This window comes from Nocardiopsis quinghaiensis (assembly GCF_008638365.1).
GTDB classification, from domain to species: domain Bacteria; phylum Actinomycetota; class Actinomycetes; order Streptosporangiales; family Streptosporangiaceae; genus Nocardiopsis; species Nocardiopsis quinghaiensis.
Window position 1 is genome coordinate 1 of the sequence record NZ_VWVU01000032.1, and the last position, 14,933, is coordinate 14,933.

Sequence of the window (14,933 nt, forward strand, 5' to 3'; positions counted from 1 at the left end):
CCTATGAGGGCAACCCGCGTAACGGCAACAACCTGAGCGGGGCGCTGGCCAACGCTCCGGTGTCGGGTCACTGGTTCTCCGAGCAGTTCCAGGAGCTGCTGGCCAACGCCCACCCGCCCATCCAGTAGGCAACCGAAGGCCCACACGAGGGCCACGTGGAAGGGGTGCCCGCCCCACGGCGGGCGGGCACCTCCGTCCCGTGCTGCCCTCCGGGCCCGCCGGGGCGAGTCCGGCCCGCCCCGGTCGCCCCGGAAATTTCCGGAAACTTAACGAGAAGTAACTTGGTGCACACCCATTGTCTCCGCGTGACGTCGGTGTTAATTTCGGCCCACACGCAATGGGAGCGCTCCCGGAGGCGTGTGTGAAAGCAGGCATGCGCTTTCCGGGACCCACCGAGACGACACGTAAGGCCCATCCCGGGCCCTGAGCCCCCGAGTGGCAGCGCCGCCACCGGCTCCCTCCGCAACACCCGCACTCCGACCCGGCCGCTCCCCAAGCAGCCCCCGCTCCCGGTGACGCCTCCTCCGGTGTCCACGCGGCGGGACGGCACGGGAAGGAGAACCTGTCCAAGGAGGACACGTGATCACCCCCCGCCCCGATCCGAGCCGCATACGCTGGCGCAGATCCTCGTCCGCACTCTTCGGCGCGGCGCTCGTCGCCGCACTCCTTCCGGCCAGCCCCGCACAGGCGGCGCCGATTTGCTCGGTCGACTACCAGACCAACGACTGGGGCTCGGGCTTCACCGCCGAGGTCTCGGTCACCAACGAGGCCGAGTCCCTCTCCAGCTGGGAGCTGGGCTGGGAGTTCCCGGGCGACCAGCAGATCACCAACTCCTGGAGCGCCGAGGTCTCCCAGAGCGGCAGTTCCGTGACCGCCCAGGGCCCGGCCTGGTCGTCGGGTCTGGCCAGCGGGCAGACCGCGACGTTCGGCTTCCAGGCCACCTACTCCGGAAGCAACTCCGCCCCCACCGGGTTCACCCTCAACGGCCGCGACTGCGCGGGCGACGGGGAGGAGCCCGGGCCCGAGGACGCGACCCTGGTCGTGGACCCCGACTCGGTCAGCCTGGACCCCGGCGGTGAGACCGCCTTCGACGTCGCGCTGTCCGAGGCCCCCGGCGGCGACGTCTCCGTCAGCGTGGAGCGCACGTCCGGCAGCGAGGCCCTGTCCGTGGCCTCCGGCGGCTCCCTGACCTTCGGCGACGCCGACTGGGACACCCCCCAGGAGGTGACCGTCGCCTCCTCCAGCGACGGCTCGGGCGAGCCCGCCCAGGCCGAGTTCACCGTCTCCGCCGAGGGCTATGACCCCGTGGTCGTCACCGCGCGCGAACTGACGGGCGCGGCCACCGAGTACGAGGAGGAGTTCCTCGCCCAGTACGAGAAGATCAAGGACCCCGGGAGCGGTTACTTCCGCGAGGTCGACGGACTCCTCGTGCCGTACCACTCGGTGGAGACCCTGATCGTGGAGGCGCCCGACTACGGCCACGCCACCACCTCCGAGGCCTACAGCTACTACCTGTGGCTGGAGGCGACCTTCGGCAGGATCACCGGCGACTGGCAGCCCTTCAACGACGCGTGGGCGTCCATGGAGGCGTTCATCATCCCGGGCACCGCCGACCAGCCCACGAACGGCTCCTACGACCCGGCGGAACCGGCGACCTACATCCCCGAGTCGCTCGACCCGAGTGACTACCCGCAGCCGCTGAACCCCGACGCCCAGGCCGGCCAGGACCCGCTCGCCCAGGAGCTGAGCAGCGCCTACGGCACCGACGAGGTCTACGGCATGCACTGGCTGCTGGACGTGGACAACAAGTACGGCTACGGATTCTGCGGAGACGGAAGCGACGACGTCCCCGCCTACGTCAACACCTTCCAGCGCGGCTCCAACGAGTCGGTCTGGGAGACCGTTCCGCATCCGTCCTGCGAGACCTTCGAGCACGGAGGCGAGAACGGGTTCCTCGACCTGTTCACCGACGACGACGGCTACTCCGAGCAGTGGCGCTACACCAACGCCCCCGACGCCGACGCGCGCGCCGTCCAGGTGGCCTACCTCGCGCACGAGTGGGCCTCCCAGCAGGGCAACGAGGGCGCCATCGCCGAGAACGTCTCCAACGCGGCGATGATGGGCGACTACCTGCGCTACGCCATGTTCGACAAGTACTTCAAGGAGATCGGCGACTGCGTCGGCGCCGAGTCCTGCCCGCCCGGATCGGGCAAGGACTCCGCGCACTACCTCATGGCCTGGTACTACTCCTGGGGCGGTGCGCTGGAGAGCGCCGAGTACCCCTGGGCCTGGCGCATCGGCGGATCCTCCGCCCACCAGGGCTACCAGAACGTGATGGCGGCCTACGCGCTCTCGGAGGTGGACGCGCTCCAGCCGGAGTCGGCCACCGGCACCGAGGACTGGGGCAACAGCCTCGACCGCCAGCTGGAGTTCCTCGAATGGCTGCAGTCCTCCGACGGCGGTATCGCCGGCGGCGCGACCAACAGCTGGGAGGGCACCTACGCCGAGCCGCCCGCGGGCACGTCGACCTTCCACGGCCTGTACTACGACGAGAAGCCCGTCTGGCACGACCCGCCCTCGAACCGCTGGTTCGGGTTCCAGGTCTGGGACATCGAGCGGGTGGCCGAGTACTACCGCATCACCGGTGACGAGCGCGCCGGGGGAATCCTGGACGACTGGGTGCCCTGGGCCATCGAGAACACCACCGTCGGTGAGAACGGCGAGTTCGCCATCCCCGCCGACATGGAGTGGAGCGGCCAGCCCGACGACTGGACGGGCGAGTCCACGGGCAATCCCGGCCTGAACGTCGAGGTCGTCTCGCACGGCCAGGACGTCGGTATCGCCGCGGGCCTGGCCAAGACCCTCATGCACTACTCCGCGGCCACCGGCGACGCCGAGTCCCGCGAGGTGGCCGAGGGCCTGCTGGACGCCCTGATGGCGAACCAGGACGAGCTGGGGGTGGCCGTCCCCGAGGAGCGGGCCGACTACGAGCGCTTCGACGACCAGTTCGACTCCCCGGACGGCGGGCTCTACATCCCCGAGGGATGGACCGGCCAGATGGCCAACGGTGACCCGATCGACTCCGACTCCACGTTCCTGTCCATCCGGTCCTTCTACGAGGACGACCCGAACTGGCCCCAGGTCGAGTCATACCTCGACGGCGGCCCGGTGCCCGAGTTCACCTACCACAGGTTCTGGGCGCAGGTCGACGTGGCCACGGCTCTCGCCACCCACGGCGAGTTGTTCGGCGACGGCTCCTAGCGGGCCGTAGCCGCGAGGGGCGGGCGCCCCGGGGCGCCCGCCCCCACCCTCCGCAGAACGAAAGGAAGAGCATGTCGTTCACCAAGGGGCGAAGACGGCTCCGGGGCAGGACCGTCGGCGCGGTCGCCCTCGCCGTCACCCTCGTCACGGGCGGTCTCGCCGCCGCCGCACACGGCCAGGAAGGCACCCGGGTCTCGGCCGAGGACGCCGTCCAGGCACAGGCGGCCAGCCTGCGGGACCTGGCCGACCAGCAGGGCGTGCGCATGGGCACCGCGGTCGCCTCCCATCTGCTGGACCAGTCCGACTACCGGCAGACGGCCGCCACGGAGTTCAACTCCGTCACCCACGAGAACGACCTCAAGTGGGAGACGGTCCAGCCCCAGCAGGGGCAGTTCAGCTGGTCCAACGCAGACCGGGTCGTGGACTTCGCCGAGCAGAACAACCAGATGATCCACGGCCACACGCTGGTGTGGCACAGCCAGCTGCCCTCCTGGGTGGAGAACGGGAACTTCAGCCAGGACCAGCTGCGGGGCGTCATGCAGGACCACATCAGCACCACGATGGGCCGCTACCGCGGGCAGATCGGCACCTGGGACGTGGTCAACGAGCCCATCGACGACAACGCCCAGTTCCGCGACTCGGTCTTCTACCAGACGCTGGGACAGGACTTCATCGCCGAGGCCTTCCGCATGGCCGACCAGGCCGACCCCAGCGCCCGCCTGTTCATCAACGACTACAACATCGACGGGATCAACGCCAAGAGCGACGCCTACTACGAACTGGTCCGGGACCTGCTGGCGCAGGGTGTGCCGATCGACGGCATCGGCTTCCAGGGCCACCTGATCTCCGGTCAGGTCCCCTCCGACATCCAGCAGAACATCCAGCGCTTCGCCGACCTGGGGCTGGAGGTGATGATCACCGAGCTCGACATCCGCATCCAGATGCCCGCCACCGAGCAGAAGCTGGAGCAGCAGGCCAGGGACTACGAGGGGGTGGTCAACGCCTGCTACGCGGTCAGCGGGTGCTCGGGCGTGATCGTGTGGGGCGTCACCGACGCCCACTCCTGGGTCCCCGACCACTTCGACGGCCAGGGAGCCGCCCTGCCCATCGACAGCGACTACCAGCAGAAGCCCGCCTACTGGGCGATCCACGAGGCGCTCGGGGGAGACCCCGCGGACCCGACCGATCCGCCCACCGAGGACCCCACGGATCCGCCGACCGACCCGCCGAGCGGCGACTGCGAGGCCGACTACAGGGTCACCAACGAGTGGAACAGCGGTTTCCAGGCCGAGGTGACCGTCACCGCCGGAGACAGTCTCACCGGATGGACGGTGACGTGGAACCTGGGCAGCGGTGAGAGCGTCTCGCACGCCTGGAACGCCTCGGTGAGCAGCAGCGGTTCGGCCGTCACCGCGACCGACGTCGGCTACAACGGCACCCTCTCCGCCGGGCAGTCGACCGCGTTCGGCTTCGTCGGCAACCACGGCGGGAGCGTATCGACACCACAACTGACCTGCACCAGCGGGTCCTGACCGCGGCTGACTCCGGCCGAGGAGAGAACGATGTCCAGTACGCGGACGTGACCGCCCCGGAACAGGCCACGCCTGCGTCATGACCGGGCGCCGGGGGACCGTAGCCGCCTCCCCCGGCGCCCACACACCCGCTGTCACAGGACAGCGGTGCCCCCGTAAGTCGACAACGTTGTCATCACTCTCGTCTGGAGTTCCGCGATGGTCAAACGCCTACTGATCGCCCTGGGGTCGGTCCTGACCCTGGTGGTGGCGCTGTTCGCGTACACGTTGCCCGCACAAGCCGACTCAGGCTTCCGAGTCGACGACGGCCGCCTGGTCGACGCCGCCGGAAACGACTTCGTCATCCGCGGTGTCAGCCACCCGCACGCCTGGTACACGCAGGAGACCCAGTCGTTCGCGGACATCAAGTCACTGGGCGCCAACGCCGTCCGCGTCGTCCTCAGCAGCGGTGACCGCTGGACGGAGAACGATGCCGGCGACGTGGCGAACATCGTCGCCGAGTGCAAGGCCAACGGGCTCATCTGCCTCCTGGAGGTGCACGACACCACCGGTTACGGAGAGCAGGACGGCGCCGCCACGCTCGACCAGGCCGTGGACTACTGGCTGCGCGTCCAGGACGCACTGGAGGGCGAGGAGGACTACATCCTCGTCAACATCGGCAACGAGCCCTACGGCAACGACGCGGCGACCAACCAGGACTGGGCCGGCGACACCAGCGCCGCCGTCGACCGCCTGCGCGACGCCGGCTTCGAGCACACCCTGGTCGTGGACGCGCCCAACTGGGGCCAGGACTGGCAGGGCACGATGCGCGACAACGCCCAGTCGGTCTTCGACTCCGACCCGCACGCCAACACGGTCTTCTCCATCCACATGTACGGCGTCTACGAGCAGGAGTCGACGATCGTCTCCTACATGGAGCACTTCGTCGACGCGGGCCTGCCCCTGATCGTCGGCGAGTTCGGCCACGACCACTCCGACGGCGACCCCGACGAGGACGCCATCATGTCCCACGCCGAGCGCCTCGGACTGGGCTACGTCGGCTGGTCCTGGAGCGGCAACGGCAGTCCCGTGGAGTACCTGGACATGGTCGAGGGCTTCGACGTCAACCGCCTGAGCTCCTGGGGCGAGCGCATCTTCAACGGTCCCGACGGGATCGCCTCGACCGCGGTCGAGGCGCCGGTCTACGGCGGCGGTGGCGAGCCGACCGACCCGCCGACCGAGGACCCCACGGACCCTCCGACCGAGGAGCCCACGGACCCGCCGAGCGGTGACTGCGAGGCCGACTACAGGGTCACCAACGAGTGGGGCAGCGGTTTCCAGGCCGAGGTGACCGTCACCGCCGGAGCCGATGTCACCGGTTGGACGGTGACGTGGAGCTTCGGCAGCGGTGAGAGCGTCTCGCACGCCTGGAACGCCTCGGTGAGCAGCAGCGGTTCGGCCGTCACCGCGACCGACGTCGGCTACAACGGCACCCTCTCCGCCGGGCAGTCGACCGCGTTCGGCTTCGTCGGCGACCACGGCGGGAGCCTCTCCACACCCACACTCTCCTGCACCGCCTGATCCACCCCGTACCGCCTGGTTCAAGCCGCACGGTCTGATTCCCACCGAGGAAACAGATCCCACCCCGGCCGCACCGACCGGTGCGGCCGGGTTCCCCCACACAGATTGGAGTGGTCCATGAGGTCACGCAACGCCATCGCCCTGACCGTGGCGCTCGGCGGGCTCGCCGTCAGCACCGCTATCGTCGCGCTGCCCGACAAGGCCGAGGCCCACGGTGCGTTCACCTACCCGGCCAGCCGTACCTACGCCTGTTTCCAGGACGCCACCGGCGGCAGCTCCGGCGGTGCGCTCCAGCCCACCAACGACGCCTGCGCCGACGCCCTGGCCGAGGGCGGGAACTACCCGTTCTGGAACTGGTTCGGCAACCTCATCAGCGACTCCGCCGGCCGTCACCAGCAGTTCGTGGCCGACGGTGAGCTGTGCGGGCCCACCGACGACTTCTCGGCGTTCAACGCGGTCCGCGCGGACTGGCCGACCACCCGGCTGGAGCCGGGTACCACGGTGGAGTTCCACCACAACGCCTGGGCGGCGCACCCGGGCACCTTCTCCACCTACGTCACCGAGGACGGGTTCGACCCCGCCACGGACGCTCTGACCTGGAGCGACCTGGAGCTCATCGACGAGGTGACCAACCCGCCCCAGCGCAGCGGCGGTGTCGAGGGCGCCGAGTACTACTGGGACGTGACCCTGCCCGACAAGGAGGGGCAGCACATCATCTACGTGGTGTGGGAGCGCTCCGACAGCCCAGAGGCGTTCTACAACTGCTCAGACGTGGTCTTCGGCGACAGCACGGGCCCCGACCCCACGGACCCGCCGGAGGAGCCGACGGACCCGCCCGAGGAGCCCACGGACCCGCCGGAGGAGCCCACGGACCCGCCGGAGGAGCCCACGGACCCGCCGCAGGGCGAGTACTGCAGCGCCGAGTACAGCGTGGTCAACGAGTGGTCGACCGGCTTCCAGGCGGAGGTCGAGGTCACCGCGGGTGAGAACGGGGTCGACGGCTGGATGGCGGACTGGGTGTTCGCCAACGGCCAGGAGGTCAACAACTCCTGGAACGCCTCACTCGTCAACCACGGCGCCCACATCGAGGCCGCCAACACCGCTCACAACGGAACGCTCGCGCCCGGGGAGAGCACCAGCTTCGGATTCACCGCGACCCACGGGGGCACGAACATCGACCCCGAGGTGGCCTGCCAGGAGTCATAGAACCCTGAGGTGACTCCTCCCTGGGGACCGTACCCCCCATGCGGGGCCGCACCAGCGGCCCGCGCGGTCCCGCCGCCACGGTACCGAACGCTGTTCGGTACCGTGGCGCCATGAACGCCGCAAGAATCTACACCCGCTGCCAGGACCGCATGCTCGGCCTCGCGGACGGCCTGAGCGCGGAACAGCTCTCCACCCCCGTCCCCGCCCTGCCCGCGTGGAACGTCCAGCAGACCTACGCCCACCTGGTCGGGCTCTGCGCGGACGTGGTCGCGGAGCGGATCGTCCCCCCGGCCGACGACACCGTGACCGCACGCCAGGTGGCCGACCTCGCCCACCTCGACATCGCCGGACTCTGCGCGGCCTGGCGCGAGGACACCCCGGCGCTGCTGCGGGTCTTCGCCACCCAGAAGCGGGCCCGCTACTCCCTGCCCGCCGTGGACGTGTGGCATCACGAGAACGACGTGCGGGGCGCACTGGGCCTGGGGGCCCAGACCCAGGACGCCGACGAACTGGCGGACTTCAACCTCGGCGCGATGAGCCGCGCGTGGTCCCCGGAACTGCCCGGGGTGCGCGTGCTGGCGACCGACACCGGGCAGGAGTGGGCCTTCGGTGAGCGGGCCGACCTGGAGTGGTCCGCCACGGCCTTCGAACTGGTCCGGGCGACCACCGGCCGCCGTAGCGCCGTCCAGACGCGCGCCATGGACTGGAGCGGCGACCCCTCGGCCGTGCTCGACCGCCTGTCGGCGTTCCCGTTCCCGGAGTCCGGCCTGCGGGTCTGACCGCTTCCGGGGTGGTGCGCCGCCCGGAGCGGGTCAGGGCCGGTAGGGGATGCGGTCCAGAGCCCGCACCTCACCCAGCGTGGACCACTCGTTGCGGCCCAGCCGCGCCAGCGGGCGCAGCAGGGCCGCCTCGGGGTGCCCGTCCACCAGCACCGCCTCGTCCACGGCCGCGCGGACCACCCGGCCGAGCACCACGGTGGAGTCGCCCAGCCCCAGCGTCGAGTGCAGCACGCACTCCAGCGCCACCGGGGAGTCCGCGACCCGGGGCGGGCGCACCTCCGTGCTGGCCTCGCGCCCGATCCCCAGCGCGTCGAACTCGCTCACCTCCGGCGGATAGGGGGTGCCGCTGGCGTTCACCTGGTCCCGCAACGGCTCCGGGGCCAGGTTCACCACGAACTCGCCGGTCCGCTCCGCGTTGCGCAGCGAGTCCTTGCGCCGCACCGACGTGAACTGCACGATCGGCGGATCGACGCAGGAGACCGTGAAGAAGGAGTGCGGGGCCAGGTTGTCCACGCCCTCCTCGGACGTGGTGGAGACCCACGCGATCGGGCGCGGCACCACCACGGCCGTCATCAGCTGGTAGAACGCCCGTCCGGGCAGGTCGTCTGGAGTCCATTCGGTACGCATCGGCACCGATTATGCCGCCCCTTACGCCGCCCCGCGCCGACCGCGCCGTGTGGCGGGCGCACCGCGGAGCGCCAGTACGGACACCACCGCGCCGCCGGGGGAACGCGGTCCGGCACGGAGAGGACGGACCGGAAGGACCCGGGCCGGTCCCGGGGCTCAGCTCACGGCCTGCCTGACGAGGGCGGCGATCGTCTCCTCGGCCTTCTCCGTCAGCTCGGTCACGGCGTACGAGGTGGGCCACAGACCGCCGGGATCGTCGAGGTTCGCCTCGGCGGTGAATCCGAATGACGAGTAGCGCTCCTTGTCCGCCTTTCCGCTACGGAAGAAGCAGACCACTTTCCCCTTCCTGGCATAGGCCGGCTGCCCGTACCACAGTTTCGGCGCCAGCTCTGGTGCGGTGCTGGTGATGATGGCGTGGACGCGTTCGGCCACCGCGCGGTCGGATGACTCCATCCCGGCGATCTTCGACAGCACGTCGAGTTCGGCGGCGGCGGCCTTGCCGCCACGACCGCGGCTCGACTCCTTCCTCAGCTCCGCCGCACGTTCCTTCATGGCGACACGCTCCTGATCGGAGAAACCCTCCGACTTCCTGTCGCCCTTCCCCGTGGTGTGCGTGCTCATGGTCGTCACCCTCCTGTCCGTGATCGGTGTGCGGTGCCCGTCACGCTAGCCCCGCCGGGACACCCGGCGCTTCTCGATTCCTGATCGACGCCGCAGGGCCCGTGACCGCTGGACGCCGTCCTCCTCGGAACCGCGGAATCCGCCGGCGGGCGAGCCGCCGTCGGGGCTGCACAAACCGATCAGGGTGCCTACTCCGGACACTTCACCGGCCCCGCGACGGCCACCACCGGATGGTCGCAGCACCCGACCGCTGACCGAGACCGCCGGCACACGGGGCGCTGCCGTCACGGACTCGGCTCTGCCGACGGCGACGCAGGAACTGGTGAAGATCCGCGTCAGCCAGACCAACGGCTGCGGCTTCGTTCACCGAGGCCGAGCGCGCCGCCCTGGAGTTGGCGGAGCAGGGCATCCGTATCGCCGACGCGACCGGGGGTGTCACCGACGTGGCCTGGGCGAAGGCCGCCAAGCACCACGACGAGGACCAGCTGGCCGCCCTGGTGTCCCTCATCGCCCTCGTCAACGCCTTCAACCGTGCGAACGTCATCGTCCGGCAGCCCGTCGACGACTACCAGCCTGGCCAGTTCGGCTGACCACGGGCCCCGGGCCCGGATGCACGGCTCCCGGCCTCAGGACGGGGTGGAGTCGTCCGCGGAGATGAGGGCCAGCCCCGTCTGGGGATCCACCTTCTTGCGCAGGTGGGCGGGTGTCTCGGTGAGGACGACCTCCATGGTCGGGAACACGCGCAACTCCTTCAGGTGCCCGGCCAGGGCGGTGGAGTCCTCGCGTCCCAGGACGATGTGCGCGTGCAGGGCGGCCTTGCCCTGGTTGTCGGCGATGTCGCCGATACAGGAGGCGATCTCCATCTGCTCGTCGAAGCCGGTGTACCGGTACTCGCTGGTGTCGCGGTCGAAGTAGCCGAGGGTGACGTGGCTGGCGGCGCCGATGGCGGTCAGGCTCGCGGCGGTGACGCCGTTGGCTTCGGCGAAACCGGTGATCTGCTCGAACGCCTCGTCGCCCTTGTCCATGACGAGCAGGAACGTGCGCAGCCCGTTCTCCTCCAGCAACCGGGTGGACTTCATCGGTGCCCCCTCCACTGCCCTGACACCGGTCAGGAGAAGACCGGTGCGTACGGAGCGATGTCGTAAGCCTTCTGGGTCGTCTGGGACGTGTCTCGTGTCCGAGGCGTCGGTAGACGTCCTGGCCACCTGCCCATCGACCAGGAGGCATACACCACCGGCGAACACCAGTACCCTCCCGCCCTCCGCGTCACCGACCTCCCAGGACGGTGCGGACGCACCCACCCCAGGGGTCGCGGATCTGTGGCTCCTGTACGTTCAAGCCGAGCACCTGCCGCGCGTGCACGCCGAACATCTGGGTCAGACAGCGGTGCACCCCGATGCCGTCGATGTCGACGTACCGCGTCCACGGCACCCGGGCCATGACGCCGGCCACGGCCGGTGCCACCCCCGGAGCAGGACCGTGATGAGCCGGTCAGGTTCCGTCCGACCTCGCAGGTGCACCGCGGGGGCGATGGCGAGACAGGCGGCGGAGACGGTGCGTCCTCGCGGGTCTCGGCCAGGGTGCCCGTAGGCACCCGACTGCTCCAGACGGAGCCCCGTCGCGTCGCGGCCGGCCTCTTCCCGCGACTCCCCGCGGGCCGCGCCGAATATGCCCTCACCGGAATCCGGGATGGACCCGTAGGGGAGGGCCGGTTCGCCTTTGCGCGGCTCGATGCCCCTTTCGGGGAGGATGACGCGGAGGATCTGGGGACCGAAGGGCCAGGCTGACCAGGTCGACGGTCAGCGGCACGGGGTGGTCGCCAGGTTTCGTTCGGCATGCGACGAGCCTGTCTCCTTGTCAGTTCAGCGGAAATCCCTTCCTGAAAACTGGTTCTCTTTTATGTGCTTTTTATTGGTGCGCCGAAACGGTCGCGGACACGGGTGCCGCCCCGGTGCGAGGACGGCGCTGCGGTGAGCACGTGTCCGCCCTTGGGGATGGCTTATTTTCGGTCCCACGTGAACTCATATTTGGTGGTCGTCGAATAAAGACTGCCCGGGTGTTCGAGTGCGTCTGGCCAGTTGAAGTGGGTTTGTGCGGTGGCTGTGTTCCTGGTGTCATTAATCTTGGTTTTTGGTCTGTATTTATACTCCTGGGGTTTGTGGGTCGCTATGGGAATTTGGTAACTTCCTTGTGGCCGGAGCGGGACGTGGGCGTCTCGCCCGGATTCTTTTTCGGTCATAGATGGAATGTGTAGGCACCACCCGTAATGCGTCGTTCCCTGTTCCGGGCGACGGCGGTTTGTGCGGCTTGCGCTCTGGCTCTTGCGCTGGGGGTGGCTGCTCCCGCCACAGCCGACGAGGAGGCCCCCGCCGCCACCGGCGGCACGGCCGCCTCCGGGGAACGCGGCGCCTCGGGGGAGCGGAGCGGTGAACCGGGCGAGTACGCCTCGGCCGATGGGGGACCCAGCGACGCGACCGGACCCGACGTCCCCTCCGCCGCCGATGGTTCTTCCGCCCCCGTGCGCTCCGGCGGCGGTCGGGCCGAGGCCGAAAGCTCCCTGTGGACCTACGTGGACCGCGCCTTTCCCGACCGGTCCCGCGGCGGTGCGGAGACCGCCAGCGTGGGCACGGGGCGCCTGGCCTGGGACCGTGTCTACACCCGCAGGGCCCTGTTCCGGTTCCCGGTCGAGCTCGGGCCGGGCACCGCCGTGGACTCCGCCGTGCTGCGCACCGAGGTGGTGTGGTCCTACGACTGCGTCAGCGACTCCTTCGCGCAGCTGCACCGGGTCGATCCCTTCGACGGCGGGACCACGTGGAACGACCAGCCCACGGCCCACGCCCTGCTCGACACCCGAAGGGTCCGGGGCGGGCGGGCCGCCTGCCCCGTGAGCGGCGGTGTGGAGTTCGACGTGACCGAGGCCTACCAGCGGGCCGTGGACGACGGAGAACGCCACCTGCACCTGCGGCTCGCCGAACGCGACGAGTCCGGGAGCACGGCATGGCGCCGCTTCGACGTCGAGGGCGATCCGCCGGTGCTGGTGGTCGAGCACAGCACACCGCGGGCCCCGGGAACGGCCTCTGAGCTGACCGGCCTCCCGGCCGGCTCCCGAGCCGGTGCCGCGGACTCCGGTCCGTCCGGTGAGCGCTCCGCCGTCCATGACGAGGGCTCGCCGGGCCTTGCGCCGCACCGGTCCGCAGGAGGGCCCGGCCTTCCCGGCGACACCGTCCCGGGGACCGGGGGAGCCGACGACGTCCGTGTCCATGGCCTCGTTTCCGTCGGTCGGCTCCGGACCGGGGGTGAGCGGGTCCGTTTCCGGCGGGGGGAACGGACCGACCGCCCGACCGCTCCGGTCGGCCGTCGGCGACAGGACGGGGACACGGTCCCCAGGGCCCGGGGACCTCCGGGCATCGCGCCGGTCGGAGACCGCACACCGGTCCACCGGCCGAGGAGAAACGGTTGACGGACGACGGAACCCCTCTCTCCCGATGCGGTATCCGGGCGGGCGGAGGAACCGCGTCGGCGGTAGCCCGAGGGGGTCGGGCAGTCCGCTCCCGGAGCGCCACGGTGGGGCGCGGTGCCCGGAAGCGGGCAAGGAGCCGTCTCATCGCCGCACCGGCCACAGAGCAGGGTGGCCACCTGCGGTGACGGCACGGTTCCGCGCCGGCGAGAGAGGTGTTCGTCCCCGATGCCGGACACACCTACGGCGGAGTCTGGCGGGACTCCGCCGCCGGGAGGCCGCGGTGGTCCGGAACCACCTGTGTGCATGGGCACCACACAGGAGGATTCCGGGCCGCCACCGGCGTCTGCGCGCGGAGGTCGGTCCGGTCCCTCGCGCGGAGTCCGAGGTATCCGGATTCCCCGAAGGGAGAGTCCTGCGGCCCCGAGCCGCGGGGCGGAGGACCGGCGGTGGGGCTTCTCAACCGATCAAGACCGTCCTCCAACCATGCGCTTACCTCGAAGTCCCATGATCGGATCTCGGAAGCTGATCGAGGACGAGGAGTCCGATGTCCACCGACGGGAAGAGCACCACCACGCCCGACGCACCGGCCGCACGGCTCGGAGCCCGTGCGCGCCTGGCACGGTTCGGACGGCACGGTGCCGTCGCCCTGGCCCTGGGGGTCGGCCTGGCACTGACCGGTTGCGCCGCCACCGGGGCGGAGACGACCTCCGCCACCGGGACCGCGGTGAGCACGAGCGCCGGCGGTGCGAACACCGCCGAGGTCGTGGCAGCGGCCGACGCGTTCCTGGACACGTTGTCGGATGAGCAGCGCCGGGCCGTCGTGTACGACTTCGACGACGAGGCCAAGGCGACGGGGTGGTCGAACTTCCCGGTCACCTTCGTGGAGCGCAACGGGATCTCGCTCGCGGACCTGAACGAGGAGCAGGAGGAGGCCGCCCTGGCGGTCATGGAGACGGCCCTCAGCGAGGAGGGCTACCAGGAACTGCTCGACATCCGTACCGCCGACGCCTACCTGGACGCCGACCAGGACGACACGTCCGGGAGCGCCTCCGGGGGACAGGCACCGGACGGGCAGGCGCCCGACGGGGGACGGCCGCCCGAGGGCGGTGGGGGACCGGGTGGCGGCGACCTCTCCTTCGGCGAGGACCTGTACTACATCGCGTTCTTCGGCGAGCCGAGCGAGACCGAGCAGTTCATGGTGCAGTACGGCGGCCACCACGCGGCGTACAACATCACCTACGAGGGCGACGACGTGAGCCTGTCGCCCACCCTGACCGGGACCGAGCCCACGGAGTTCGAGTACGAGGGCGAGTCGTACGCTCCCCTGGCGGGCAAGCGGTCCGGTGCTCTGGAGGCCGTCGCCTCTCTGAGCGAGGAGCAGCTGGCCCGGGCCGAGATCGAGAACGAGGAAGACGACCTCGTGCTGGGCCCGGGTGAGGACGCCCCCTTCCCGGAGGAGGAGGGGATCCTGGTGAGCGACCTCGACCAGGAGCAGCAGGACAAGGTGACGGAGATGCTGCGCGCCTGGGCCGGTGACCTGGACGAGGAGGCGGCCGAGGCGTTGGTCGACAAGTACGTCTCCGAGTACGACCAGACCTACCTGAGCTGGAGCGGCTCCACCGAGCCCGACGACGTCGAGACCTACATCCGTCTCGACGGGCCCTCCGCGTGGATCGAGTACTCCAACCAGCCCGGCGTGGAGACCGACCAGGTCCACCAGCACACCGTGTTCCGCGACCAGACGGCCGACTACGGCTGGGAGTGAGACAGCCACGGGGCCGCTTCGGAGCACGGGGCCCGCGGGGCCGCGGGCCGGTGTCCGCGTCCCCGCCGCCGAGTACCGGGCCGGGCGGCCCCTCCGGCGGCCGCCCGGCCCGGCACCGCGTC

12 protein-coding genes are annotated in these 14,933 nt (G+C 70.3%); 8 read left to right on the top strand and 4 right to left on the bottom strand.

All coding sequences use genetic code 11. The features are described from left to right. Nucleotides 1-579 precede the first annotated feature (579 nt). From FYX01_RS23365 to FYX01_RS23385, 5 genes are all read left to right on the top strand, one after another. Entirely contained in the window at nucleotides 580-3,261 is a 2,682-nt protein-coding gene (locus FYX01_RS23365) for a glycoside hydrolase family 48 protein (protein ID WP_150245087.1), read from the top strand. Between the two features lie 71 nt (nucleotides 3,262-3,332). Beyond that, nucleotides 3,333-4,793 carry an endo-1,4-beta-xylanase gene (locus FYX01_RS23370; protein ID WP_150245090.1) on the top strand — a complete coding sequence of 487 codons (1,461 nt, stop codon included), beginning with the start codon at nucleotides 3,333-3,335 and terminating at the stop codon, nucleotides 4,791-4,793. A 198-nt stretch (nucleotides 4,794-4,991) separates the two neighbouring features. Further along, the gene (locus FYX01_RS23375; protein ID WP_150245093.1) at nucleotides 4,992-6,353 is read left to right on the top strand and encodes a cellulase family glycosylhydrolase; all 1,362 of its coding nucleotides are present in this window, start codon (nucleotides 4,992-4,994) and stop codon (nucleotides 6,351-6,353) included. Nucleotides 6,354-6,470: 117 nt separating this feature from the next. After that, a complete protein-coding gene (locus tag FYX01_RS23380) occupies nucleotides 6,471-7,559 on the top strand; it encodes a lytic polysaccharide monooxygenase (RefSeq protein WP_150245096.1) in 1,089 nt (362 codons plus the stop codon). Between the two features lie 110 nt (nucleotides 7,560-7,669). Beyond that, nucleotides 7,670-8,338 (top strand): DinB family protein, encoded by a 669-nt coding sequence (locus FYX01_RS23385; protein WP_150245099.1) that lies wholly within the window; start codon nucleotides 7,670-7,672, stop codon nucleotides 8,336-8,338. A gap of 33 nt (nucleotides 8,339-8,371) precedes the next feature. On the opposite strand, the gene FYX01_RS23390 is transcribed toward FYX01_RS23385, so the two are convergent. Then, entirely contained in the window at nucleotides 8,372-8,965 is a 594-nt protein-coding gene (locus FYX01_RS23390; RefSeq protein ID WP_150245102.1) for a flavin reductase family protein, read from the bottom strand. Between the two features lie 156 nt (nucleotides 8,966-9,121). Further along, nucleotides 9,122-9,586 carry a DUF1801 domain-containing protein gene (locus tag FYX01_RS23395; protein ID WP_150245105.1) on the bottom strand — a complete coding sequence of 155 codons (465 nt, stop codon included), beginning with the start codon at nucleotides 9,584-9,586 and terminating at the stop codon, nucleotides 9,122-9,124. A gap of 392 nt (nucleotides 9,587-9,978) precedes the next feature. On the opposite strand from FYX01_RS23395, the gene FYX01_RS26885 reads away from it, so the two are divergent. After that, on the top strand, nucleotides 9,979-10,176 hold the full coding sequence (locus FYX01_RS26885; protein WP_223830618.1) for a carboxymuconolactone decarboxylase family protein: 198 nt from the start codon (nucleotides 9,979-9,981) through the stop codon (nucleotides 10,174-10,176). Nucleotides 10,177-10,212: 36 nt separating this feature from the next. On the opposite strand, the gene FYX01_RS23405 is transcribed toward FYX01_RS26885, so the two are convergent. Together FYX01_RS23405 and FYX01_RS23410 are read right to left on the bottom strand one after the other, a co-directional pair. After that, the gene (locus tag FYX01_RS23405) at nucleotides 10,213-10,665 is read right to left on the bottom strand and encodes a PPC domain-containing DNA-binding protein (protein ID WP_150245108.1); all 453 of its coding nucleotides are present in this window, start codon (nucleotides 10,663-10,665) and stop codon (nucleotides 10,213-10,215) included. A 187-nt stretch (nucleotides 10,666-10,852) separates the two neighbouring features. Continuing rightward, entirely contained in the window at nucleotides 10,853-11,038 is a 186-nt protein-coding gene (locus tag FYX01_RS23410) for a hypothetical protein (protein ID WP_150245111.1), read from the bottom strand. An 880-nt stretch (nucleotides 11,039-11,918) separates the two neighbouring features. Here FYX01_RS23410 and FYX01_RS23415 point away from each other — a divergent pair. Then, on the top strand, nucleotides 11,919-13,046 hold the full coding sequence (locus FYX01_RS23415) for a DNRLRE domain-containing protein (protein ID WP_223830611.1): 1,128 nt from the start codon (nucleotides 11,919-11,921) through the stop codon (nucleotides 13,044-13,046). Between the two features lie 544 nt (nucleotides 13,047-13,590). Continuing rightward, the gene (locus FYX01_RS23420; RefSeq protein WP_150245114.1) at nucleotides 13,591-14,811 is read left to right on the top strand and encodes a DUF3500 domain-containing protein; all 1,221 of its coding nucleotides are present in this window, start codon (nucleotides 13,591-13,593) and stop codon (nucleotides 14,809-14,811) included. The last annotated feature ends 122 nt before the right edge of the window (nucleotides 14,812-14,933 follow it).

What these genes read in the sequence shown, in the direction of transcription:
- FYX01_RS23370 (WP_150245090.1), top strand. Translation starts at nt 3,333, where the DNA reads ATGTCGTTCACCAAGGGGCGAAGACGGCTCCGGGGCAGGACCGTCGGC.
- FYX01_RS23375 (WP_150245093.1), top strand. Translation starts at nt 4,992, where the DNA reads ATGGTCAAACGCCTACTGATCGCCCTGGGGTCGGTCCTGACCCTGGTG.
- FYX01_RS23380 (WP_150245096.1), top strand. Translation starts at nt 6,471, where the DNA reads ATGAGGTCACGCAACGCCATCGCCCTGACCGTGGCGCTCGGCGGGCTC.
- FYX01_RS23385 (WP_150245099.1), top strand. Translation starts at nt 7,670, where the DNA reads ATGAACGCCGCAAGAATCTACACCCGCTGCCAGGACCGCATGCTCGGC.
- FYX01_RS23390 (WP_150245102.1), bottom strand. Translation starts at nt 8,965, where the DNA reads ATGCGTACCGAATGGACTCCAGACGACCTGCCCGGACGGGCGTTCTAC.
- FYX01_RS23395 (WP_150245105.1), bottom strand. Translation starts at nt 9,586, where the DNA reads ATGAGCACGCACACCACGGGGAAGGGCGACAGGAAGTCGGAGGGTTTC.
- FYX01_RS23405 (WP_150245108.1), bottom strand. Translation starts at nt 10,665, where the DNA reads ATGAAGTCCACCCGGTTGCTGGAGGAGAACGGGCTGCGCACGTTCCTG.
- FYX01_RS23420 (WP_150245114.1), top strand. Translation starts at nt 13,591, where the DNA reads ATGTCCACCGACGGGAAGAGCACCACCACGCCCGACGCACCGGCCGCA.